General features: G+C 73.4%; 24 protein-coding genes. 13 read left to right on the forward strand and 11 right to left on the reverse strand.

Annotated elements, in window-relative coordinates; all coding sequences use genetic code 11:
* The 5 genes from A6A25_RS23330 to A6A25_RS23350 all read right to left on the reverse strand — a co-directional run bounded on the left by A6A25_RS23330 (position 1) and on the right by A6A25_RS23350 (position 4,313).
* The gene (locus A6A25_RS23330; protein WP_073893180.1) at positions 1-1,212 is read right to left on the reverse strand and encodes an acyl-CoA dehydrogenase family protein; all 1,212 of its coding nucleotides are present in this window, start codon (positions 1,210-1,212) and stop codon (positions 1-3) included.
* Positions 1,212-2,219: a phosphotransferase family protein gene (locus tag A6A25_RS23335; protein ID WP_073893182.1), complete on the reverse strand. Its 1,008-nt coding sequence runs from the start codon at positions 2,217-2,219 to the stop codon at positions 1,212-1,214. The genes A6A25_RS23330 and A6A25_RS23335 overlap by 1 nt, the downstream gene beginning before the upstream one ends.
* Positions 2,216-2,857: an HAD family hydrolase gene (locus tag A6A25_RS23340; RefSeq protein WP_073893184.1), complete on the reverse strand. Its 642-nt coding sequence runs from the start codon at positions 2,855-2,857 to the stop codon at positions 2,216-2,218. The genes A6A25_RS23335 and A6A25_RS23340 overlap by 4 nt, the downstream gene beginning before the upstream one ends.
* Positions 2,858-3,088: 231 nt before the next feature.
* Positions 3,089-3,613, reverse strand: coding sequence for a DUF6886 family protein (locus A6A25_RS23345; protein WP_073893185.1), 525 nt, complete (start codon positions 3,611-3,613; stop codon positions 3,089-3,091).
* Between the two features lie 265 nt (positions 3,614-3,878).
* Positions 3,879-4,313: an Hsp20/alpha crystallin family protein gene (locus tag A6A25_RS23350; protein WP_073893187.1), complete on the reverse strand. Its 435-nt coding sequence runs from the start codon at positions 4,311-4,313 to the stop codon at positions 3,879-3,881.
* Positions 4,314-4,424: 111 nt separating this feature from the next.
* On the opposite strand from A6A25_RS23350, the gene A6A25_RS43290 reads away from it, so the two are divergent.
* Positions 4,425-4,994 carry a hypothetical protein gene (locus tag A6A25_RS43290; protein ID WP_073893189.1) on the forward strand — a complete coding sequence of 190 codons (570 nt, stop codon included), beginning with the start codon at positions 4,425-4,427 and terminating at the stop codon, positions 4,992-4,994.
* 554 nt (positions 4,995-5,548) lie between these two features.
* Here A6A25_RS43290 and A6A25_RS23360 read toward each other — a convergent pair.
* Both A6A25_RS23360 and A6A25_RS23365 read right to left on the reverse strand, forming a co-directional pair.
* Positions 5,549-6,496: a S66 peptidase family protein gene (locus A6A25_RS23360; RefSeq protein ID WP_338013229.1), complete on the reverse strand. Its 948-nt coding sequence runs from the start codon at positions 6,494-6,496 to the stop codon at positions 5,549-5,551.
* The gene (locus A6A25_RS23365; protein WP_073893190.1) at positions 6,493-8,406 is read right to left on the reverse strand and encodes a prolyl oligopeptidase family serine peptidase; all 1,914 of its coding nucleotides are present in this window, start codon (positions 8,404-8,406) and stop codon (positions 6,493-6,495) included. Before A6A25_RS23365 ends, A6A25_RS23360 begins: the two co-directional genes overlap by 4 nt.
* A 129-nt stretch (positions 8,407-8,535) precedes the next feature.
* Here A6A25_RS23365 and A6A25_RS23370 point away from each other — a divergent pair, with 129 nt between their 5' ends.
* From A6A25_RS23370 to A6A25_RS23405, 8 genes are all read left to right on the forward strand, one after another.
* A complete protein-coding gene (locus A6A25_RS23370) occupies positions 8,536-9,102 on the forward strand; it encodes a DUF3090 domain-containing protein (RefSeq protein ID WP_073893192.1) in 567 nt (188 codons plus the stop codon).
* An 8-nt stretch (positions 9,103-9,110) separates the two neighbouring features.
* The gene (locus tag A6A25_RS23375; protein WP_073893193.1) at positions 9,111-9,905 is read left to right on the forward strand and encodes an SCO1664 family protein; all 795 of its coding nucleotides are present in this window, start codon (positions 9,111-9,113) and stop codon (positions 9,903-9,905) included.
* 66 nt (positions 9,906-9,971) lie between these two features.
* The gene (locus A6A25_RS23380) at positions 9,972-10,445 is read left to right on the forward strand and encodes a GNAT family N-acetyltransferase (protein ID WP_073893195.1); all 474 of its coding nucleotides are present in this window, start codon (positions 9,972-9,974) and stop codon (positions 10,443-10,445) included.
* A gap of 27 nt (positions 10,446-10,472) precedes the next feature.
* On the forward strand, positions 10,473-11,234 hold the full coding sequence (locus A6A25_RS23385; protein WP_073893196.1) for an aminoglycoside phosphotransferase family protein: 762 nt from the start codon (positions 10,473-10,475) through the stop codon (positions 11,232-11,234).
* 11 nt (positions 11,235-11,245) lie between these two features.
* Positions 11,246-12,052 (forward strand): DUF3097 domain-containing protein, encoded by an 807-nt coding sequence (locus A6A25_RS23390; protein ID WP_073893198.1) that lies wholly within the window; start codon positions 11,246-11,248, stop codon positions 12,050-12,052.
* 40 nt (positions 12,053-12,092) lie between these two features.
* The gene (locus A6A25_RS23395; RefSeq protein WP_073893200.1) at positions 12,093-12,518 is read left to right on the forward strand and encodes an NfeD family protein; all 426 of its coding nucleotides are present in this window, start codon (positions 12,093-12,095) and stop codon (positions 12,516-12,518) included.
* Between the two features lie 16 nt (positions 12,519-12,534).
* Complete coding sequence (locus A6A25_RS23400) at positions 12,535-13,746, forward strand: SPFH domain-containing protein (protein ID WP_073893201.1); 1,212 nt, start codon at positions 12,535-12,537, stop codon at positions 13,744-13,746.
* A 126-nt stretch (positions 13,747-13,872) separates the two neighbouring features.
* Complete coding sequence (locus tag A6A25_RS23405; RefSeq protein WP_143193344.1) at positions 13,873-14,847, forward strand: hypothetical protein; 975 nt, start codon at positions 13,873-13,875, stop codon at positions 14,845-14,847.
* A gap of 76 nt (positions 14,848-14,923) precedes the next feature.
* Here the strand turns inward: A6A25_RS23405 and A6A25_RS23410 are convergent, their stop codons facing one another.
* Complete coding sequence (locus tag A6A25_RS23410) at positions 14,924-16,297, reverse strand: amidase family protein (protein ID WP_073893205.1); 1,374 nt, start codon at positions 16,295-16,297, stop codon at positions 14,924-14,926.
* Between the two features lie 35 nt (positions 16,298-16,332).
* Positions 16,333-16,710 carry a DUF1707 SHOCT-like domain-containing protein gene (locus tag A6A25_RS23415; protein ID WP_073893206.1) on the reverse strand — a complete coding sequence of 126 codons (378 nt, stop codon included), beginning with the start codon at positions 16,708-16,710 and terminating at the stop codon, positions 16,333-16,335.
* Between the two features lie 100 nt (positions 16,711-16,810).
* On the opposite strand from A6A25_RS23415, the gene A6A25_RS23420 reads away from it, so the two are divergent.
* A complete protein-coding gene (locus A6A25_RS23420; protein ID WP_073893208.1) occupies positions 16,811-17,695 on the forward strand; it encodes a pentapeptide repeat-containing protein in 885 nt (294 codons plus the stop codon).
* Between the two features lie 52 nt (positions 17,696-17,747).
* Here A6A25_RS23420 and A6A25_RS23425 read toward each other — a convergent pair whose 3' ends face one another.
* Complete coding sequence (locus A6A25_RS23425; RefSeq protein ID WP_073893210.1) at positions 17,748-18,260, reverse strand: CGNR zinc finger domain-containing protein; 513 nt, start codon at positions 18,258-18,260, stop codon at positions 17,748-17,750.
* A gap of 198 nt (positions 18,261-18,458) precedes the next feature.
* On the opposite strand from A6A25_RS23425, the gene A6A25_RS23430 reads away from it, so the two are divergent.
* Positions 18,459-19,136 (forward strand): TetR/AcrR family transcriptional regulator, encoded by a 678-nt coding sequence (locus A6A25_RS23430; RefSeq protein ID WP_143193345.1) that lies wholly within the window; start codon positions 18,459-18,461, stop codon positions 19,134-19,136.
* Here the strand turns inward: A6A25_RS23430 and A6A25_RS23435 are convergent.
* A complete protein-coding gene (locus A6A25_RS23435) occupies positions 19,041-19,928 on the reverse strand; it encodes a sucrase ferredoxin (protein WP_241828865.1) in 888 nt (295 codons plus the stop codon). The genes A6A25_RS23430 and A6A25_RS23435 overlap by 96 nt on opposite strands.
* 143 nt (positions 19,929-20,071) lie before the next feature.
* Here A6A25_RS23435 and A6A25_RS23440 point away from each other — a divergent pair, with 143 nt between their 5' ends.
* Both A6A25_RS23440 and A6A25_RS23445 read left to right on the forward strand, forming a co-directional pair.
* Positions 20,072-20,770, forward strand: coding sequence for an alpha/beta fold hydrolase (locus A6A25_RS23440; RefSeq protein ID WP_073893211.1), 699 nt, complete (start codon positions 20,072-20,074; stop codon positions 20,768-20,770).
* Positions 20,758-21,471, forward strand: coding sequence for an SDR family oxidoreductase (locus A6A25_RS23445; RefSeq protein ID WP_073893213.1), 714 nt, complete (start codon positions 20,758-20,760; stop codon positions 21,469-21,471). Before A6A25_RS23440 ends, A6A25_RS23445 begins: the two co-directional genes overlap by 13 nt.
* The last annotated feature ends 85 nt before the right edge of the window (positions 21,472-21,556 follow it).

Here is a 21,556-nt window from a genome sequence, read left to right on the forward strand (position 1 = left end):
TCACAGATACCGCTTGAGCTCCCGCTTCGCCAACGACATCCGGTGCACCTCGTCGGGGCCGTCGGCCAGGCGCAGGGTCCGCGCGGACGCCCACAGCTCGGCCAGCGGGAAGTCCTGGCTCACGCCGCCCGCGCCGTGCGCCTGGATCGCCTTGTCCAGCACCCATTCCGCCATCAGCGGCGTGCCGATCTTGATCGCCTGGATCTCGGTGTGGGCGCCCTTGTTGCCGACGGTGTCCATCAGCCACGCCGTCTTGAGCACCAGCAGCCTGGCCTGCTCGATCCGCACCCGCGACTCGGCGATCCACTCCTGCACCACACCCTGGCGCGCGATCGGCCGGCCGAACGCGACGCGCGAGATCGCCCGGCGGCACATGAGTTCCAGCGCGCGTTCGGCGATGCCGATCAGCCGCATGCAGTGGTGGATGCGGCCGGGGCCGAGGCGGGCCTGGGCGATCGCGAAGCCCTCGCCCTCGCCGGCGATCAGGTTGTCCGCGGGCACGCGCACGTTGTCGAAGACGATCTCGGCGTGCCCGCCGTGGGAGGCGTCGGTGTAGCCGAACACGTGCATGCCGCGCCTGATCCGCACGCCCGGCGTGTCGCGCGGCACCAGGATCATCGCCTGCTGGCGGTGGCGTTCGGCGTCGGGGTCGGTCTTGCCCATCACGATGAAGATCGCGCAGTTGGGGTTCATCGCACCCGACGACCACCACTTGCGGCCGTTGATGACGTACTCGTCGCCGTCGCGCACGATGCTCGTGGCGATGTTGGTGGCGTCGGAGGACGCGACGTCCGGCTCGGTCATGCAGAACGCGGACCGGATCTCGCCGTCCAGCAGCGGCCGCAGCCACTGCTTCTTCTGCTGTTCGGTGCCGAACATCGCCAGCACCTCCATGTTCCCGGTGTCCGGCGCGGCGCAGTTGAGCGCCTCGGGCGCCAGGTGCGGGCTGCGGCCGGTGATCTCGGCCAGCGGCGCGTACTGCAGGTTCGTCAGGCCGCCGCCGTGCTCGGGGTCGGGCAGGAACAGGTTCCACAGCCCTTGCCGACGTGCCTCGGCCTTCAACTCCTCCAACACCGGCGACCGCGCCCACGGGTCCTCGGCCTCGGCCAACTGCCGTTCGGCGACCGGTTCGGCGGGGTAGACGAACTCGTCCATGAACCGCAGTAGCCTGGCGCGCAGTTCCTCGGTCTTGGTGTCGTAGGCGAAGTCCATCAGTGCTCCCCTGAGCTCGCGGCGAGTCCCTGCCGGACCAGCGGCAGGGTGAGTTGGCCGATCTGGTCGAACCCCGCTCCCACGGTCTGGCCGTGGGTGAAGCGGAAGTGGATGCCTTCGAGGATCACGGCGAGCTTGAAGTAGGCGAACGCCGTGTACCAGGCCAGGCCGCCGGTGTCGGCGCCGCTGCGCTCGGCGTAGCGGCGCACCAGCTCGTCGGTGCCGGCGAACCCGGGCAGCGTGGGCACGGTGCCGGTGATCGGGTCGTCCTCGCGCGCGCCGATGCCGTTCCAGTACACGCACAGCAGGCCGACGTCGGCGAGCGGGTCGCCCAGCGTGGCCATCTCCCAGTCCAGCACCGCGCTGATGTCCAGCGGGTCCTCGGTGACCAGGACGTTGTCCAGCCGGTAGTCGCCGTGCACGATCGTGGCGCGGGCGGAGTCGGGGACGCTGTCGGCGAGCCGGTCGCGCAGCTCGTCGATGCCGGGCAGCTCACGGCTGCGGGAGGCGTCGAGCTGCTTGCCCCAGCGGGCGACCTGGCGTTTGAGGAAACCGTCCGGTCGGCCGAAGTCGGCCAGGCCGACGTCCTTCGGGTCGACCGCGTGCAGGTCGGCGAGCACGTCGACCAGCCGTTCGGACAGTGCGCGGGCCTTGTCGGGGGTCAGCCACGGGCACTGGTCGCGGTGCCGCAGCGCGACGCCGGGCACTTCTTCCATCAGGTAGAACGGCGCGCCGATGACGTCGGTGTCCTCGCACAGCAGCTCGACCCTCGGCACGGGCACCGCGGTGTCGGCGAGGGCCTTGATCACCCGGTGTTCGCGGGACATGTCGTGCGCGGTGGCCAGCACGTGGCCCAGCGGCGGTCGGCGCAGTACCCAGCGGTGGCTGCCGTCGGTGACGCGGTAGGTCAGGTTGGACCGGCCGCCGGGGATCAGTTCGCCGGTCAACGGGCCGGTGCCGAGGTGGGCGGCGAGCCGGTCGAGGTCCAGGCCGGGTAGCTCGGTCATGCGGCGACTCCCCTGAGCTGGGCGATCACCGCACGGGTCGTGTCCGCGTCGGTGTGCCGGTGGGCGTGCAGGCCGACCGCCTGCGCCGCTTCGACGTTGACCGGTGCGTCGTCGAAGAACACGCAGCGGTGCGCGGGCAGGCCGATCTGGTCGAGAGTGTGCTGGAAGATGCGCGGGTCCGGCTTGCGCAACCCGATCCGGCCGCTGATCACGATGGTGTCGAACAGCTCCAGCAGCAGCTCTTCGGGGTAGCCCTCGCCCCAGCTGTTGGACAGCAGCACGGTCCGCAGGCCGTCGGCGCGCAGTTCGCGGACCAGTTCGACCATTTTCGGGTCGGGGTGGGCGCTGCCGAACATGCGGCGCAGCAGGCCTTTCGACGCCACCTCGCGTCCGTCGAGGGTGACGAGTTCGGCGGCCAGGAGCGCCTCGAACTCGTCGGGGGTGAGTTCGCCGGTCTCCAGTCGGGCGACCGGGTTGTCGGGTGCCGCTTCGCGTCCCATCCAGTTCCGCATGGTCAGGCCGTAGCGGTCCCGGTCGATGTTCTCCGAAGTCAGCCAGTCCTCGATGAAGGCGGGCACGGAGACCGTGAGCACGCCACCCCAGTCCAGCACCACCGCGTCGATGCGCCGTTCGTCCACGCCGCGAGGGTACCGACCGGTCGGTATGTCGGCAACCCGCGGAGTGGGCGCGTGTTCCCCGGCAAGTTCACGGCGAACACGAGGGAGCGGGCACCGACGATGTGGGGTGCAGTCCGGCAGAGGCCCGTGAGTTGTGGTGCGGCCCTGTGCGATCTGACGGCGACACCCAGCCGTCGTCGCCAAACGTCGAGGGGCGCGCCGGCCCGGGTCGACGTTCGACCGGCGGGTTGGTCAGGTCGGTTCAGGCAGGGCGTTGCGCAGGCGGATTCCGCTGAACCCGAGCGTGCTGGCGACCACCCTGCGCCAGAACGGCCACAGGTTGACCATCAGCCGCACCTCGATGCCGGCGTCCTCGTGCAACGCGAGCAGGTCGCCGACCGCTTCGGGCGCGCCGAGCGGCGCGACCGGTTCGGTGGCGACGTGCGCGTGGGGCGGGTCGCCGAACGGGTGGAACGGGCGGGCGTCGAACCGGTAGGCGTACAGATGTGCGGTCTGCATCCGGCGCAGCCAGCCGAACTCGATCGCGTGCACCCGTTCGACGCCCAGCCACGCCCGGTCCTCGGCGCTGGTGGTGGGCTGCACCCACGCCATCGCCCGCGGACACCGGCGCGGGAACCAGTAGTCGGGCGACCGGGCGTGATCGACCGCCCAGACGTAGGCCGCGGGTTGCCGGGCGGTGGAGGCGACGTGAGGCTCGAACCTGGTGATCGTCGGGTCTTCGGAGAAGTGCAGCACTTCCCCCGGCGCCGGTCGCATGGTCGGCGATCCTGTCGGAAACCGGTGGGCGCGATCCACCGATTTCCGCTCTTGTCCATCGCCGTGCCGTCCAGCGGAGGTCCGCGACGGGTGGTGCCCCGGTTCGCGGACTTCGTAGATCGGCCGGTGCCGTGGTCGGGCCGACTCGGGCGCGAGTTGCCGGGTGCTCGCCCTGCCGGTCGGGATGTCGTGGACGGTGTTGACGTGCACCGGGCCTACCTGCCGTAGACCCGGTGCACGTCCGGTAGGCGACGGCGTGGGAATGTCAGGCGTTGATCTCCTTCGGTGCGCCGTCGGTCTGGCCGATGGTGATCTTGCGCGGCTTCGCCTTCTCCGCGATCGGGATGCGCAGGGTCAGCACGCCGGAGTGGTAGTCGGCCTTGATGCGGTCGACGTCCAGCGAGTCGCCGAGGAACAGCTGGCGCGAGAAGACCCCGAGCGGCCGCTCGGACAGTTGCATCTCGACGTCGTCGGTGCGGTTGGGGCGACGCTCGACCTTCACGGTGAGGACGTTGCGTTCCACGTCGAGGTCGATCGCGTCCGGGGTGACGCCGGGCAGGTCGAACTCCACCACGAACTCGTCCCCGGTGCGGTAGGCGTCCATCGGCATGGGCGTGGGCCGCGACCAGGTGCCCGGTCCGGTGAAGAACTGCTGTGCCAGCCGGTCAAGCTCCCGGAACGGGTCCGTGCGCATCAACATCGGGAACACCTCCTGGTTTGTCTGGTCAATGCGCTGGTGTTGCTGCCGGGTTCAGTTGTACCACGTCGTCATACGGTTGACAACATCCCATGTCGTCGGTAAGTTGACGCCATGGTGATCGGAGACTACGAGACCGTCCGGGCGGCTGCCACGGGGGAAGACCTCAGTGCGGGGCAGGTGCTGTCCGCACTGGTCCTCCTGCGGCAATTGCGCGACGAGCTGGCCGGGTGGGAACCGCAGCTGATCGCCGCGGCTCGTGAGCTGGGCACGAGCTGGGCCGAGCTGGCACCCGCGCTGGGGGTGGCCAGCAGGCAGGCCGCGGAGCGTCGGTACCTGAGGCTGCGCCCGTCGGAACTGGGCGCGACGGCCGAGGGTCGCGTCCGTGCCGAACGGGACAGGCGAGCGGCCGACCGGGCGGTGTCGCAGTGGGCACGCGACAACGCCGCGTCGCTGCGCAGCCTCGCCGGTCAGGTCGGTCAGGTGGATGTCGTCGTGCGCGAGGCGCTGGCGGAGGACGACGCCGTCGCACTGCTGGAGCCGTTGATGGCGGCGCTGGCCAAGGTGCGGGCCACCCACCCGAAGCTGGCTTCCGAGATCCAGGCCATCGGCGACCGGGCGGAGGAGGTGCGACGGGACACTCAGACACTGCGGGACAGCCAGATGCTCCGCGACAACCACTGACCACCAACCGCGGCCACCGGGCCGCCGGGCACGACATCGACAGTCGGCAGTCGTCCGATGCCAGGATCGAGGTGCACCCGATCGGGCAAAGGGCTCGTCTCAGACGTCAGGCAACTCCCTGGGGCACGCCTAGGAACCTCGGGGACGCGCCGGACGTCCGGGTGAGTGAGCGCGCCGACCTTTCGGTGGGGCGACCGCTATCGCGCCGCCGTGGGGCAGGCACCATCGGGTGGGCGTTGGCGGTGACCGCGCGTCGTGGGCATGGCCATGTCCACAACGCCGGCGCCCGATAGTGCCTGATGTCGATGGCGGTGGTGGGTCGACGTGGCGGGGTCGGCCTCGCGTCGGCTGTGGGGCACCGGTTGCGGGCGTTCGGGGTTGTGGTGTCCGGCGGCCGTCGCCGCGGACCGGTAAACCGGCGGGTGGTTGGTGGTCGGCCGGAGGGTGGTCCGCTTGGCGCCACGGGGGGATCAGGCGATCGGCTCGGGCGGGGTCCACCTTCTCGTGACGTCGATCATGCCGAGCGTCGGGCGAGCCGTGGGCGGGTTGGGTCTTCACGCCATCACGGTGACCTCGCCGGTGCGGCCGTCGATCTCGACCGGCACGCCGAGCGGCACGGTGAGTTGGCCGTCGCAGTGCCCGAACCGGGCGTCGGCGACGATCGGCACGCCGAGTCCGCCCAGGCGGTCGGCGAGCACGGTGGAGGCGTCGCCGCAGCCCGTCCACGAGCCGAGGACGAGCCCGGCGACCTGGTCGAACCAGCCGGACCGCCGCAGGCCGGTGAGCATCCGGTCGAGGCGGTAGGGCTCTTCGTTGACGTCCTCGAGCAGCACGATCGCGCCCGGTGGCGGCGGGGCGTCGAGGAGGCTGAGGTTGCCGCCGACGGCGACACCGCGGGCGAGGCCGGGTACCAGGCCGACCCCGCGGTAGGCGGTCACGCCGGTGAACAGGGCGTGGCGGAGTCGTTCGCGGGCGTCGGCGTCCTCCACGAACGCCCTGGTGCCGATCATCGGCCCGAACCAGGTGGGCACGCGGTGCTGCCAGAACCGCTCGTGCAGCACGGTGGTGTCGCTGGAGCCGACGAAGACCTTGTGGTGCGCGGCGACGGCGGTCCAGTCGACCAGGTCGACCATGCGCAGGCTGCCGTACCCGCCCCGGGCGCACAGCACCCCGGCCACGGACGGGTCGAGCCAGGCCTGTTCGACCGAACGGGCGCGGTCGGCGTCGTGACCGGCCAGGTAGTCCAGCGTGGGGTGGGTGTCCAGCGCGTGGGGGTCCACCCGGACGTCCAAGCCCCACTTGCGCAGCCAGGCGACCCCGGCGTCGAGCAGTTCGGCCGGGCACGGCCCGGCGGGGCTGACCACGACCACCCGGTCGCCCGGCCGCAACAGCACGGGCGACCGCGGCAGCTCGGGCGCGGTGGCGGCACCGCCGGTCGGTGCCGCCACCGGTTCGTCGCGCGCGGGTGCGGCGTCCGGTCGGTCGGCTCGGTCGGCTGTCACCGGCGCAGCTCCAGCACCGGGATTCCTTCGGGCGTGAAGCCGAACACCTGCCCGTAGAACGACAGCTCGGCCTCGAGCGCGGCGACGATGGTCTCGGCCTTGCGGAACCCGTGCTGCTCACCCTCGAACGTGAGGTAGGCGTGCGGGATGCCGGTGCCGTCGAGCGCGGAGGCGAACCGGTCGGCCTGCTCGGGCGGGCAGATCTCGTCCTCCAGGCCCTGCAGCAGCAGCACGGGCCCGGCCAGCCGGTCGACCCGGTTCGACGGTGACCGCTCGGTGTACCGGTCGGCCGCCGCGGGCCACGGCCCGACCAGGCCCTCGACGTAGCGGGACTCGAAGTCGTGGGTCTCGCCGCCCTGCCCGGTCCAGCCGGCCAGGTCGAGGATGGGGAACGCGACCATGCCGCACCGGTAGGTCTTCACCGAGGTCAGCGACGCCGCCGAGGTCCAGCCGCCGGCGCTGCCGCCGCGGATGGCGAGCCGCTCGCCGTCCGCGACACCGGCGTCGGCCAGGGCCTGGGCGACGCCGGCGCAGTCCTGCACGTCGACCACGCCCCACTGCTCGCGCAGCCGTTCCCGGAAGGCCCGCCCGTAGCCGGTGGAGCCGCCGTAGTTGACCGCGACCACGCCGATGCCGCGGCTGGTCAGGTACGCGAGCTCCGCGTCCAGCACGGGCGCCGAACGCCCGGTGGGCCCGCCGTGGACGTGCACGACGTAGGGCGGTTTCTCGTCGTCGGGCCCGGCGAAGTCGGGGTTGCGCGGCGGGTAGACGTAGGCGGGGATGTCGCCGTCGGGTCCGCTGAACACCCGTTCCTCGGGCACGGGCAGGTAGTCGACCGGCAGCGTCGACTCGCCGGAGGTGTGCTCGGTGAGGACGCCGGTGGACAGGTCCAGCGACACCACGGCGGACTCGGCGAGCGGTCCGGCGGCGCCGCTGACGAGCACGCCGTCGTGCACGGCCAGGTGCGCGTGCCAGGCGGGCAGGTCCACGTCGACGTCGGTGACGGTGCCGCTGCGCTCGTCGAGCACGGCGAGCGCGCCGGAGCGCAGCACGGCGTAACGGCCGGGGCTGATGGTGGCGAACCAGCGGTTGCCCAGCCGCCACATCGGCCCGCCGAGCTCCTCGGCGCACGGGGCGAGGTTCTTGGATGAGCCGTCCAGGCCGATGCGGAACAGGTTCCACCAGCCGTCGGGGTCGGTGAGGGCGAGCAGGCTGTCGCCTTCCCACTCGACCTGGCACACGGCCTCGGACTCGCCGCCGGCCAGGACCCGGTGCCCGTCCGAGCCGACCTCGGCGACGCACAGCTCGGTGCCGTCCCACGGCATGCGCGGGTGGTGCCAGCCGATCCAGGCGTAGTGGCGGCCGTCGGGCGAGAGCCGGGGCCCGGTCATGAAGTGGTGGCTGGCGGCCAGCACCCGCACCGGGGAGCCGTCCAGGGGCAGCGCGACCAGGTCGCGGCGCACGTCGGTGCGCGCGTCGCCGGTCACGGTCTCGCGCACGCACCACACCTCGGCGTGGCCGGGGCCGGCGGTGAGGTCGGCGTAGCGGTAGCCGTGGTGCCGGGCGGGCTCGGGGCTGATCGGCACGGGCCGCGGGTCGTCCGGGTCGAACACGTAGACGCGCTGGTCGTCCCAGTTGGTGAACGCCACGCGCGTCCCCTCCGGGGTGTCCAGCACGACCCACGGCCGGCCGCCGTACTCGTGGACGCGGTTGCGCGCGTTCCACGGCGGCGGCAGCAGGTCCTGCCCGTCGCGCACCAGCGCGACCCGGCCGCCCTCGGCGGGTCGTCCCTCGGCCCACCAGGGACGACCGTTGTGCAGGTCGACCCAGTGCAGGCCCCCACCGGCCGCGGCGGCGTCGGCCGCGGCGATGGGCGATGTCCACGTTCCGTACGGTGCGATCTTCACCACGGGGGCGACCTTAGCGGGGCGCGTGGCGGACCGGCCGGCGCCGATCGACCGGGAACGATGTTCGCCGCCGCCGAAAAGCGAGGGGCAGGGCTGCCGATCTTGCTCGCGTGGCCTAGGGTCGTCGTTGTCATGGCACGCGTCATCCACGTATTCCGCCAGCCCGACCGGTTCGTCGCCGGCACCGTCGGGCAGCCTGGCGAGCGCACGTTCTACCTGCAGGCCTCCGAGGAGGCCCGGCTGGTCAGCGTGGCGCTGGAGAAGCAACAGGTCGCCGTACTCGCCGAGCGCATCGGCTCGCTGCTGGAGGAGGTGCACCGGCGGTTCGGCGCGGAGGTACCCGACGCGGTCCCCGAGGACCTCCGGGACACCGAACCGCTGGCGGTGCCGGTCGAGGAGGAGTTCAAGGTCGGCACGATGGGGCTGGGCTGGGACGCCGAGTCCCGCGCGGTGGTCATCGAACTGCTCGCGATCACCGAGGAGGAGGTCGACGAGGCGGTGGTGCTCGACGACACCGAGGAGGGTCCGGACGCGGTGCGGGTGTTCCTGAGCCCGGTGGAGGCGCGGGCGTTCGCCGAGCGCGCCGACCGGGTGGTGCGGGCGGGTCGCAAGCCGTGCCCGCTGTGCGCGGAGCCGTTGGACCCGGAGGGGCACGTGTGCCCGCGGCAGAACGGCTACCGTCGTTCGGACGAGGGCTGAGCGCGGCGGTGGGTCCGGCTGACGACGGGGTGCTCGACCTGCTGCGGCGTGGCCGCATCGAGGTCGAGGGCCGGTTGGTGGACGCGTCGAACGCGACGTTGTTCTGCGGTATCAGCCTGGACGGCGTGACCGCGCAGTGCGTGTACAAGCCGGTGCGGGGCGAGCGGCCGTTGTGGGACTTCCCGGACGGCACGCTGGCGGGCCGTGAGGTGGCGACGTTCCTGGTGTCGGAGGCGGCCGGGGTGCACCTGGTGCCGCCGACGGTGCTGCGGGAGGGCCCGTTCGGGTCGGGCATGGTGCAGTTGTGGGTGGAGACCCACGAGGACGACGGCCTGGTGGACATCGTGCCGGTGGACGGTGTCCGGCCGGGGTGGCGTTCGGTGCTGCGGGCCCACGACCGGCACGGGGAGCCGGCGGTGCTCGTGCACGCCGACCACCCGCGGGTGCGGTTGATGGCGGCGTTCGACGTGGTGGTGAACAACGCCGACCGCAAGGGCGGTCACGTGCTGCACGCGGTCGACGGCGCGGTGTACGGGGTGGACCACGGGATCTGCCTGCACGGCGACGACAAGCTGCGCACGGTGCTGTGGGGCTGGTTGGGCGAGGAGTTGCCCGAGGACGCGGTGGAGGCGCTGCGCCGGCTGCGTTCGTGCCTGGACGGGCCGCTGGCGGGTCGGCTGCACGAGCACCTGACGCGCGCGGAGGTGCGGGCGTTGACCGAGCGGGTGGAGAAGCTGCTGGCGGTGGGGGTGTACCCGGAGCCGTCCAACGACTGGCCGGCGATCCCCTGGCCCGCGTTCTGACCCGGGCCGACGCTCCGGTGCGGGGGATCTCCACCGGGTCGGGGGCGGGTGTTGTGTACTTGCCGCGTGGACGTGGAGCTGCGCGAGGTGACCGCTGCCGACGTGTTGGTGTTCTTCGAGCACCAGCGTGATCCGGAGGCGGTGCGGATGGCCGCGTTCACCTCGGCGGATCCGTCCGATCGGGCGGCGTTCCTGGTGCGGTGGGCGCGGATCCTGGCCGACGACTCGGCGGTGGCGCGGACGGTGGTGTTCGACGGCGAGGTCGTGGGGCACGTGGCCCGGTTCTTCCAGTTCGGCGAGCCCGAGGTGACCTACTGGATCGACCGGGAGCACTGGGGCAGGGGGTTGGCGACGGCGGCGTTGGAGCGGTTCCTGCGCGACGAGCCGCTGCGGCCGCTGTACGCGCGGGCGGCGGTGGACAACCTGGGGTCGCTGCGGGTGTTGGAGAAGTGCGGGTTCGTGGCGGTGGGCGAGGACGTGGGGTTCGCCGAGGGGCGTGGTGAGGACGTGGAGGAGTTCATCCTGAGGTTGGACGGCTGAAGGTTGGACGGCTGAAGGGGGCGGCGGGTGGCGTCGTTGGACGAGCGGATGGTGCGGCGCTTCGGCCCGGGGGTGCGGTCGTGGTTGGCCGGGGTGGACGCGCTGGTGGCGGGGTTGTGCCGGGACTGGGGTCTGGAGGTGGTGCGGCCGTTGTCGGGCGGCACGTCGCACGCCCTGTTGTGCGCGCGCGGCGGTGAGCCGGTGGTGGTGAAGGTGACGCCGGAGCCGGCGATCGCGGCGCAGGAGCTCGCGGCGTTGCGGGCGTGGGAGCCGTCGCCGCGGATGGTGCGGGTGCTGGCGGCGGATCCGGCGCGGGGCGCGTTGCTGCTGGAGGGTCTGGTGCCGGGCACGCCCGCCGAGGACGGCCTGCAGCTGGCCGAGGTGCTGCGCGGCCTGCACATCCCGCCGGCGGACGGGTTCCCGCCGTTGAGCGAGCGGGTGGACTTCATCTTCGGCGTGCTGCGCAAGCGGCATCCCGGTGACCACGACAAGGCGCACGCCCGCGCGGCGGAGCTGGCCCGTGACCGGGTGACGCCGACGTTGCTGCACGGCGACCTGCACTTCGGCAACGTGCTGGACGCGGGCGCGCGGGGGCCGGTGGCGATCGACCCGCGGCCGTGCGTGGGCGACCCGGCGTCGGACGCGGTCGACTTCGCCTACGCCTCCCCTGACCTGCGCGACGGGATCGAGCGCTGGTCAGCGGTGGTGGACGGGGACCGGTTGGCGGCGTGGTGCGAGGTGTTCGCCGGGTTCTTCCCCGACCACCCCTCGGTGGCCGCCGGCCGGTAACGTCGCCGGCCGTGCGATCACACGACTACGGCCGCGACGTGCTGTCGGGCCGCAAGCGCAGGACGGTGCCCGAGGTGGTGGCCGAGGTCGGGCTGGTGGCGGAGGACCCGGCGTCGGGGTTCTGCGGCGCGGTGGTGCGGTTCGAGCACGGTCAGGTGGTGCTGGAGGACCGGCAGGGCCGCCACCGGCTGTTCCCGCTGCGACCGGCGGGTTTCCTGGTGGACGGGCAACCGGTGACGTTGGTGCGGCCCGCGCCGAAGGCGGCGACACCGGCGCGGACGGCGTCGGGGTCGGTGAAGGTTGAGGGGCTGCGTGCCCGCACGGCCCGCGACAGCCGGATCTGGGTGGAGGGTCTGCACGACGCGGAGCTGGTGGAGCGGGTGTGGGGGCACGACCTGCGGGTGGAGGGCGTCGTGGTCGAGCCGCTGGACGGGGTGGACGTGCTGGCCGACCGGATCGCGGAGTTCGGCACGGGTCCGGGTCGGCGGCTGGGTGTGCTGGTGGACCACCTGGTGGCGGGCAGCAAGGAGTCACGGCTGGTCTCGGCGGTCCGGGACGAGAACGTGCTGGTCACCGGCCACCCGTACGTGGACGTGTGGCAGGCGGTGAAGCCCGCGTCGGTGGGGATCGCGGCGTGGCCGGTGGTGCCGCGGGGCGTGCCGTGGAAGAAGGGGGTGTGCGCGGCGCTGGGCTGGGGTGAGCCCTACGAGGGGTGGCGTCGGGTGTTGGCGGGGGTGTCGGGGTTCCGGGACCTGGAGACGCCGTTGATCGGCGCGGTGGAGCGGCTGATCGACTTCGTGACCGAGCCGGCGGGGTGAAACACCCCACCGTGACGCGCGGAAGTGCGAGTATGGACCGGTGGCCGCGCTGATCTGGTTGGTCCTCGGTGTCGTCCTGGTGGCGGCCGAGGTCCTGTCGGGCGACTTCGTGCTGGTCATGCTGGGTCTGGCCGCGTTCGGCGCGGCGGGTGCGTCGGCGTTGGGCGCGGACGTGGTGGTCAGCGCGATCGTGTTCGGCCTGGTGTCGCTGGGGCTGGTGGCGGGCGCGCGGCCCGCGATCAAGCGCCGGATGGCGCTGGGTTCGGGGCACAAGTCGGGCGTGGAGGCCCTGGTGGGCAGCACGGCCATTGTCGTGTCCACTGTGGATGGCCACGGCGGTAGGGTGCGGATCGGTGGCGAGGTGTGGTCGGCGCGGTCGCTGGACCGCGAGGTCATCGAGCCCGGCGCCGAAGTCACTGTTGTCGAGATCTCGGGCGCGACCGCGGTGGTGCTGTCCGGGGCCTGAGTGGAGGCGGGGAGAGTTGACCACCACGCTGATCGTCATCGCGGTCCTGGTGCTGTTCGTGCTGATAGTGACGGTGAAGTCGGTGCTGGTGATCCCGCAGGCCACGGCCGCGGTGATCGAGCGCCTGGGCCGGTACCGGACGACCGCCGCGCCGGGGTTGAACATCCTGGTGCCGTTCTTCGACCGGGTGCGGGCCCGGATCGACCTGCGCGAGCAGGTGGTGTCGTTCCCGCCGCAGCCGGTGATCACCCGGGACAACCTGACGGTGTCGATCGACACGGTCGTCTACTTCCAGGTGACCGATCCGCGGGCGGCGGTGTACGAGATCTCGAACTACATCGTGGGTGTGGAGCAGTTGGCGACCACGACGCTGCGCAACCTGGTGGGCGGGATGAGCCTGGAGGAGACGCTGACCTCCCGTGACCAGATCAACAACCAGCTGCGCGGTGTGCTGGACGAGGCGACGGGCCGGTGGGGCATCCGGGTGGCGCGGGTGGAGTTGAAGGCGGTCGACCCGCCGCCCTCGATCCGGGACTCGATGGAGAAGCAGATGCGCGCGGACCGGGAGAAGCGCGCGATGATCCTCAACGCGGAGGGTCAGCGGGAGGCGGCGATCAAGTCCGCGGAGGGTCAGAAGCAGGCGCAGATCCTGTCGGCGGAGGGTGCGAAGCAGGCGGCGATCCTGGCCGCGGAGGCGGAGCGGCAGTCGGCGATCCTGCGGGCGCAGGGTGAGCGGGCGGCCCGGTACCTGCAGGCGCAGGGTCAGGCGAAGGCGATCGAGAAGGTGTTCGCGGCGATCAAGGCGGGCAAGCCGACGCCGGAGGTGCTGGCCTACCAGTACCTGCAGACGTTGCCGCAGATGGCGCAGGGTGACGCGAACAAGGTGTGGCTGGTGCCGTCGGACTACGGCAAGGCGCTGGAGGGGTTCGCGAAGATGCTGGGCGCGCCGGGCGAGGACGGTGTGTTCCGGTATGAGCCGCCCGCCTACGAGCAGCCGGTGACCTCGGCGCCGGAGGCGGACGACGCGTCGGTGGCGGAGTGGTTCGACACGGCGCCGGATCCGGCGGTGGCCGAGGCGGTGCGGGCGGCGGAGGCGGTGGCGCGCAAGGAGGTGCCGGGGCCGTTGGAGCAGGCGTCGGTGGAGCGCGGGGCGGATCCGGGCGCGTTGGGCGCGGGGTCGCCGGTGCGTGAGGTGGGTGCCGGGGTGGAGCCGCCGCGGTCGCAGTGACACCGGGTTGGTGATCTTGGACTCGGTGGGTGGGGCGTCGGCGCGGGTGCCGGCGCCCTTTCGCGTGGTGGGGCGGGTGGGGCGCGGTCGTGGGTGTGGTGGTGGGGTCTCGTCGGGTGGGGCGGGGTGCGGTTGGATGTCGCGGTGGACGCATTACCGGGTCGTGCGGCGACCGTGCTGGCGCGTGTCGACGTGCCGTGGCCGGCGCGGTGGGACGAGTTGGCGTCGGTGGTGGCGGAGCTGTCGGCGTTGGTGCGGGCCGGGTCGGGTGCGGAGGTGGTGGCGCGGGAGCTGGTCGAGGTGTTGGTGACGGCGGCGCAGGGCAGTGCGCAGCGCGGGGCGTTGGCCGGGTTGGTGGATCGGGTGCTGGACCTGCACGCCGTGGCGTGCGCGGACGGGCCGCCGGTGGACGGGCGTGAGTTGGCGGCGTGGCTGTTGCGGGTGCAGACGGGGTTCGCCGAGCCGCCGGAGGTGCGGTTGGCGTCCTACGCGTCGTCGTTGGGGCCGGAGGGGTTGGCGTTCTACCGGGCGGAGGCGGTGGCGCGGTTCGAGCGGTTGCCGGTGATCGGGTTCGGCGAGACCGGCCGCTACGACCGGGAGCGGTGGGCGTTGCTGCGGGTGATGGAGGAGTTGGCCGAGCACACCGGTGACGTGGACCTGCAGGTGTTGGTGCTGTCGAAGGACTTGTCGTCGGGCTGGCACTACCTGCAGGTGGCGACGGTGCTGCGGGACGCGGGCCGGTCGGCGGAGGCGGTGGAGTGGGTGGAGCGGGGTCTGGTGGCCACGGGCGGGCGTGGGGCGGCGACCCGGTTGGTGGACCTGGGGGTGGACGAGTGCCTGCGCGCCGGTTGGCAGGGGCGGGCGGTGGGGTTGCGGCGGCGGGCGTTCGCGGCGCGTCCGGCGTGGGAGACGTATGCGCGGTTGCGGGCGGTGGCGTCGTCGTCGGGTGACTGGCCCGTGGTGCGCGAGGAGGTGCTGGCGGAGTTGGCCGCGGGTGCGCGGGACGTGCTGCGGCAGGTGGTACAGGGCGAGTTGGACGCGGTGTCGGGTGGCCGCGTGCCGGAGTGGTTGCGGCGGTGGCGGGAGGAGCTGGACGGGTAACCGCCGTGTTCCGAGCGTTGAATTCGGGGGTCCTGGGTGTAGGACACGCGCGTTCCGAACGTAGGACTCTCGGGGGTCAGGTGGTGGGTGGGCGGCGGTCGGCCCAGGGGCGGGCGCGTTCGAGTTGGCCGGCGGCGGTGAGGATGGCGCGGTCGTCGTCGGTGGCGGCGACGAGCTGCACGGCCAGGGGCAGGCCGGTGCGGGTGTGGCCGGCGGGGACGGCCGCGGCGGGGTTGCCGGTGATGTTCCACAGCGGCAGGAACGTGGTCATGCGGGCGGCGGCGAGCAGGGCGGCGACGGTGGGTCGCCGGTTCCACTCGCCGACGCGCAGGGGCGGTCGGGTGAGCACGGGGGTGAGCAGCAGGTCGTGGTCGGTGAACAGCCGGTTGGCGGCGCGGGTGAGTTTCGCGGTCTGGGCCAGCGCGGTGCGCACGGCGGGCGCGGGCAGCGCGCGGCCCAGGGCGGCGACGGCGCGGGTGCGCGGGTCGAGCCGGTCGGGTCGGTCCAGAGCCTGTTCGGTGGTGGCGGCGCTGTGCAGGTAGCGGGCGGCGAACGCGGCGGGTCCGGTGATGTCGTGCACGTCGCGGTCGACGCGGGTGACGTCGTGGCCGAGGTCGGCGAGCAGGCCCGCGGTGTCCAGGACGGCGTCGCGGACCTCGGGGTCGACCGGGATGCCGGGTCCCCAGGTGCGCAGGGACACGGCGATGCGCAGGGCGCGGGTGTCGGTGACGGCGGCGGTGTGGTCGTGGCCGGGGGCCAGGACGTCGAGCAGCAGGGCGGCGTCGGCGACGTGGCGGGTGATGGGTCCGGCGGCGACCAGGCCGTTCCACACGTCGCGGTCGGGGGTCAGCGGCACGTGGTCGCGTCGGGGTTTGAGGCCGAACAGGCCGGTGCAGGCGGCGGGGATGCGGATGGAACCCGCGCCGTCGGTGCCGATGGCGGCGCCGACGAGGCCGGCGGCGACGGCGGCCGCGGACCCGCCGCTGGACCCTCCGGGCGAGTGGGCGGGTGACCAGGGGTTGCGGGTGGCGCCGGCCCAGGTGGACTCGGTGAACGGCCACAGGCCGAGTTCGGGCATGCGGGTGCGGCCGACGATGACGGCGCCGGCGGCGCGCAGGCGGCGGACGATCTCGGCGTCGGCGGGCGCGGTGGTGTCGACGGCGGCGGTGCCCTTGGTGGTGGGCAGCCCGGCGAGGGCGAGGTCTTCCTTGACCGCGACGGGCACGCCGAGCAGGGGCGCGTCGCGCCCTTGGGCGCGCTGGGCGTCGGCGTGGTCGGCGTCGGCGAGGGCCCGCTCGGTGAACACGAGCCGGAACGCGTTGAGGTGCCGGTCGTGCCGGTCGATGCGGCGCAGGCACTCGGCGACGAGGTCGCGTGAGGTGAGCGCGCCGGATCGGAGCAGCTCGGCCTGTCGGGCGGCGCCCGCGAAGCACGCGTCGGTCAGGTCCATGCGCCGGACTCTAGGGCAGGAGGGGCGCGGGCGGATCAGGCCGCCGGGGTGATCGGGTCGTGCCGCCGGGTGCGGCGGCGGTGCGCGCCGCGGTGGACGAGCAGGGCGATCAGCAGCAGGGGCCACGGGAACGGCAGGGGCGAGGCGATCCAGGCGACGGCGAGCACCAGCAGCACGACGGGCAGCAGGGGCGGCCGGTGGCGTGCGGGCGGCACGGCCGGGGGTGGTGGCGGTGTGGGCAGGTCGGCGGTGAGCGCGTCGAGGTCGTGCCGGTGCACGGCGGCGTAGGCGGCGGTGATGCGGTCGTCGGCCTCGGCGAGGGTGAGGCGGCCGTCGCCGACGGCGTCGCGCAGCCGGGCGGCGGTGACCTCGCGGTCGGTGTCGGAGGCACGTGGCGTGCGGGTGGGTTCCATGCCGTCGATGCTCCGCTCGGACCGGCGTCCCGGCGTCGGGCACGAAGCGGTGACGGGAACTACGTCCGTCGACGTACGCGGCAGGGGCATGATCGGGGGTATGTCGTCGTGGCTGGGGCCGTTGGCGGTGGCGTTGGTCATCGTCTGGATTGGTGTGCGCCATGCGCGCGCGTCGCGTTCGGAGACGTTGTTGGACGAGCACGCGCGGCGGCGGGTGAAGCCGCGGGCGGGTGCGGCGCCGGCTCCGGTGTCGGTGTGGCGTGAGGCGAACCGGTTGTTCCGGGCCGGTGAGCAGGAGGGGTTGCTGCTGCTGGCCGAGATCGGCCGGCAGGTGCCGCGGCGGCGGCAGGCGGTGGTGACGGCGTGGCTGGCGGCGTTGCGGGGCGGGGTGAGCCGGGGGTTGGACGCGCCGTGGCGCACGGCGGTGCAGCGGGAGCTGGTGTCGCACCTGCGTCCGGGTGAGGACTTCTGGCCGGGGATGGACGTGGTGGCGCCGGGCGCGATCCTGGTGGACGTCGACCTGTCGGGGTGCCGGGTGAACCGGGTGGACCTGATGGGGGCGGTGTTCGTGGGTGACGCGCGGTTCGAGGCGATGACGGTGACGGGTGACGCGAACTTCGCGGGTGCGAGGTTCCTGCGGCACGCGGTGTTCACCGACGCGTTGTTCGCGCGGTCGGTGTCGTTCGGGTTGGCGGTGTTCGCGGGCAACGTGTCGTTGCGGTCGGCGCAGGTGGCCGACCAGTTGGTGTTCGCGCGGGCGAAGGTGTCGGGTCGGGCGGACCTGCGGCGGGCCGAGGTGTCGGGTCGGGCTGATTTCCGGCACGTGCGGTTCGGCGGTCGGGCGTTGTTCGGCGAGGTGGTGTTCCACCAGGACGCGTGGTTCCGGCACGCGTGGTTCCGGGGCCGCACCGATGTGGGGTCGGCGTTGATCGGCGAGGCGGCGGAGTTCGGCAACGCCCGCTTCGGCCGCCGCGTCATGCACTGACGCAGCGTGCACTGACGCCGCATGCACTGACGCGTCACGCGCCGGCCGGCGCTCAGGCGGTGCGGGTGCGGTGGTCGGCGACGTGGACGCGGTTGGCGCAGCGGGTGCTGCAGAAGCGGCGGCGGCCGTTGCGCGAGGTGTCGACGTAGACGGTGCGGCAGCCGGGGCGGTCGCAGCGGCCCAGCCGGCGGGGGTCGGCGCAGACCGCGTGGGCGAGACCGGCGGCGGTGAACGCGCGGACGCGGTGCGGTGTGGGCGCGTGTTCGGGCGCGAAGTGCAGGTGGGGCGACCGGTCGTCGTGGGTGGAGATGTAGGGCTTGGCGGCGGCTTCCGCGAGCAGGTCGTTGATCAGGTCGACCTGGTCGGGGGTGCGGTCGAAGACGGGCGAGAGGCGGGCGGCCCAGGCGGTGAGGTCGCGGGCCTGCCGCTCGTCGAGGGTGCCGACGGGTTTGTAGCCGTGCTTGCGCAGCAGGTCGAGCAGGTCGGCGGCGCTGCTGTCGGGGTCGGCGTTGACCAGCGCGGCGGCGAGTTCCGCCGCGGCCCCGCCGTAAGGGTTGAAATGCACTGAACCATGACATCACGCTGGTGGCGTGAACACCAGATGCCCTTGCTGCGGGTGGCCCAGTACCGAGCGCGTGTACCCCGTGTCGTCGCACGGCCGCGTGGACTACGTCCGCTGCGTGTGCGGCGTGTGGTTGGTGCTGGAGGCGGGGCGGGTGGTGGCGACGGCGGGCGGTGCCGGATCGGCTAGTGTCCCGTCCCCGTGACGAGCCGTCGGGACCTGCTGTGCGACTGTGCGATCTCGGTGCTGGCGGCGGAGGGCGGTCGCGGGCTGACGCACCGGGCGGTGGACCGGGCCGCCGGGGTGCCGGAGGGCACGACCAAGAACTACTTCCCGTCACGGGACGCGCTGCTGGGCGCGGCGGCGGCCCGGATGACGGCGCTGCACGCGGCGGCGGTGCGGCGGCTGCGGGAGACCACGCCGGAGGGGATCTCGCCCGCGGAGGTGGCGAAGCTGTACCCGGCGTTGCTGCGCCGCGCGGTGGTCGAGGACCCCACCCAGCTGCTGGCGATGGTGGAGCTGTACCTGGAAGCGGTGCGCCGCCCGGGTGTGCGTGCGGCGTTGGGCCGGATGGCGGTGTCCAACGCGGAGGCGGGCGCGGGGCTGCACGCCGCGGCCGGGTTGTCGAGCACCGCACGGGACGCGGGACTGCTGGACGCCTACTTCCTAGGCGTGGCGGTGTCGTTGCTGGCGCTGCCGGAGGCGGCGTTGCGGGCGGTGGGGCTGGACGACCCGTACGCGGTCGGGCTGGGGCTGTTCCACGCCGCCGTACCGGGCGCCGGGTCAGCCGACGGGGACGAGCCGGTCCACGGCGGTGGCGACGAGCCCGCCGGCCGGGGTGGGCGCCGCGCCGCAGCCGGCGGGCCGGGTGGCCGGTAGTTCCCGGTCCTCCACGGTGACGCGCCAGGCACGGCCGTCGGCGTGGTGCACGGTGTCGCCGTGCACGGTGAGCACGTCGCGGTGCTCGCCGGTCACGTCGCGCACGGCGAGTTCGGCGACCTGACCGCGCGGCGGGTGGGTGGAACGGCCCCGGCAGCGGTCGGTGACGACGTGGCCGCGGGCGGCCTGGTCGAGCAGCCTGCCGGCGAGGTCGACGTCGAGGCGGCCGTAGGTGTAGCCGGTGGGCAGCAGCACGCCGGTGGGCGCGAAGCGGTGGCCGCCGGTGTGGGTGCACTCCCAGACGGTGTCGCGTCGGGTCGCGGCGAGGGTTTCGGCGAGGGGCCGGCCGCGCAGGGCGCAGCACACGTCGCGGCGGCTGTTGGCGCACACCAGCAACAACGGTCCGGTGACCGAGCTGCCCAGGCCGGTGGGGTGTCCGGCGGCGAGGGCGGCGAAGTCCAGGTCGAGCAGGGCGGCGGGGTCGGTCACGTCGGCCTGCTCGAGCCGAGGCCGGCCGGGGGTGGTGGCGGCGAGGTAGACGCGGCGGGGTGCGTCGTGGTGGGTGTCGGCGTGGCGGCCGGGGCGGCGGATCAGCAGCACCCGGACACCGGTGTCGGCGGCGCGGCGGGCCAGTTCGGCGCCGAGCGCCGGGTCGAGCCTGCTCTGGGTGAGCGCGTCGCGTCCCCACGGGCCGGGTTGTTCCAGGCAGATCCAGGCGGTCGCGGTGGCGGCGGTGCCCGCCTGGGGTTCGTCGAGGTCCGCGGAGATCGCGGCGCAACGCGGCTCGGTCACACCTTCAGGGTGCCCTGGCAGAGCCGTTCGAGTGACATCGGGGTGCGGATTCACGCGTTCGGGCGGCTTGCGGTGGCCGTGCGTGGACAGTGTTCGCGCTGGGTGGACGCCATCGGGGTCGTCCGCATCGTAGGTTCGGGGACATGACGATCACGGGTGAGGCCGCCGGGGTGCGGTTCGTGGCGGTGCCGCCGGCGGCGGGAGGCCGGCGGTTGGTGGTGGTGTGGCACCTGCTGGGCGAGCCCGGGACACCGGAGGCGATGGCCGAGGCGCTGCCGTTGACGGGGGTGGACGCGTGGCGGCTGTATCCGGCGCTGCCGCAGCGGGACACGGGTCCCGACCCGCTGGTGGACACCTACGCGCCGATGGTGGAAGCGGCGGTGGCCGCGATGCCCGCGCTGGTGCGGACCGCACGGGACCGGTTCGACTGCGGTGACGGGCCGGTGGACCTGGTGGGCGGCTCGGCGGGCGGTCACGTCACGTTGACCACGGCGGTCCGGGGCGTCGTGCCGGTGCGGCGGGTGGCGGTGGTGAACCCGGCGGTGCGGGCCGAGGCGGTGGTGGAGGCGTCGATCGACGCGGGCGTGTTCGCGTCCTACGACTGGACCGACGCCTCGCGTGCGGCGGCGGAGCCGTTGGACGTGCTCGCCCGGGCGGACGAACTGGACGTGCCGCTGCTCGTCGTGCGCGGCGAGCAGGAGTACCCGGCGTTCCGGCCGGTACAGGCGCAGCTGTGCGCGGCTGTGCCCGGCGCACGGCTGGTGGACGTGCCCGGGTTGGCGCACATGCTCGTGACCGAGCAGGTCGTGGTGGACGCGGAGGTGACCGCGTGGCTGGCCTGATCGTGGTGACCGGCGGCAGCCGCGGCATCGGCGCCGCGGTGGTACGGCGGGTCGCCGCCGACGGGCACCGGGTGGTGCTCGGCTACCGCGCCGCCGCCGACCGGGCCGAGGCGCTGGCACGGGAGGTCGGCGGGCTCGCGGTGCGGGCCGAGGTGTCCGACGAGACCGACGTGGACGCCCTGTTCGACGCCGCCGCCGAGCTGGGACAGGTCACCGGGGTGGTGGTCAACGCCGGGATCACCAGCCCGGTCGGCCCGCTGGCGGACCTGCGCACCGAGGACCTGCGCCGGGTCGTGGACGTCAACGTCGTGGGCGCGTTGCTGTGCGCCCGACGGGCGGCACGCGACCTGGTGACGGGCGGCTCGATCGTGTCGCTGTCCTCGGCCGCCGCCACGCTGGGCTCGCCGGGGGAGTACGTGCACTACGCGGCCACGAAAGCGGCGGTCGACGCGATGACCGTCGGCTTGGCCAAGGAACTCGGCCCGCGGGGGATCCGGGTGAACGCGGTCGCGGCCGGCACCGTGCGCACCGAAATCCACGAGCTGTCCGGCGTGCCCGACCGACCCGACCGGGTGGCCTCCGCCATCCCGCTCGGCCGACCCGGCGAGCCCGAGGAGATCGCCGAAGCGGTCGCCTGGCTGCTCAGCGACGCCGCCTCGTTCACGACCGGCGCGGTGCTGCGGGTTGCCGGGGGGCTGTGAGCACGCGCGGCCCGTCCTCGGTCACCACGACGCCCGCGGCACGCATCGCGTCCAGCTCGCCGGGGCTCTTCACCTCGATCACCAC

Source organism: Saccharothrix sp. CB00851 (assembly GCF_001905065.1).
In the GTDB taxonomy this organism is placed as follows: domain Bacteria; phylum Actinomycetota; class Actinomycetes; order Mycobacteriales; family Pseudonocardiaceae; genus Actinosynnema.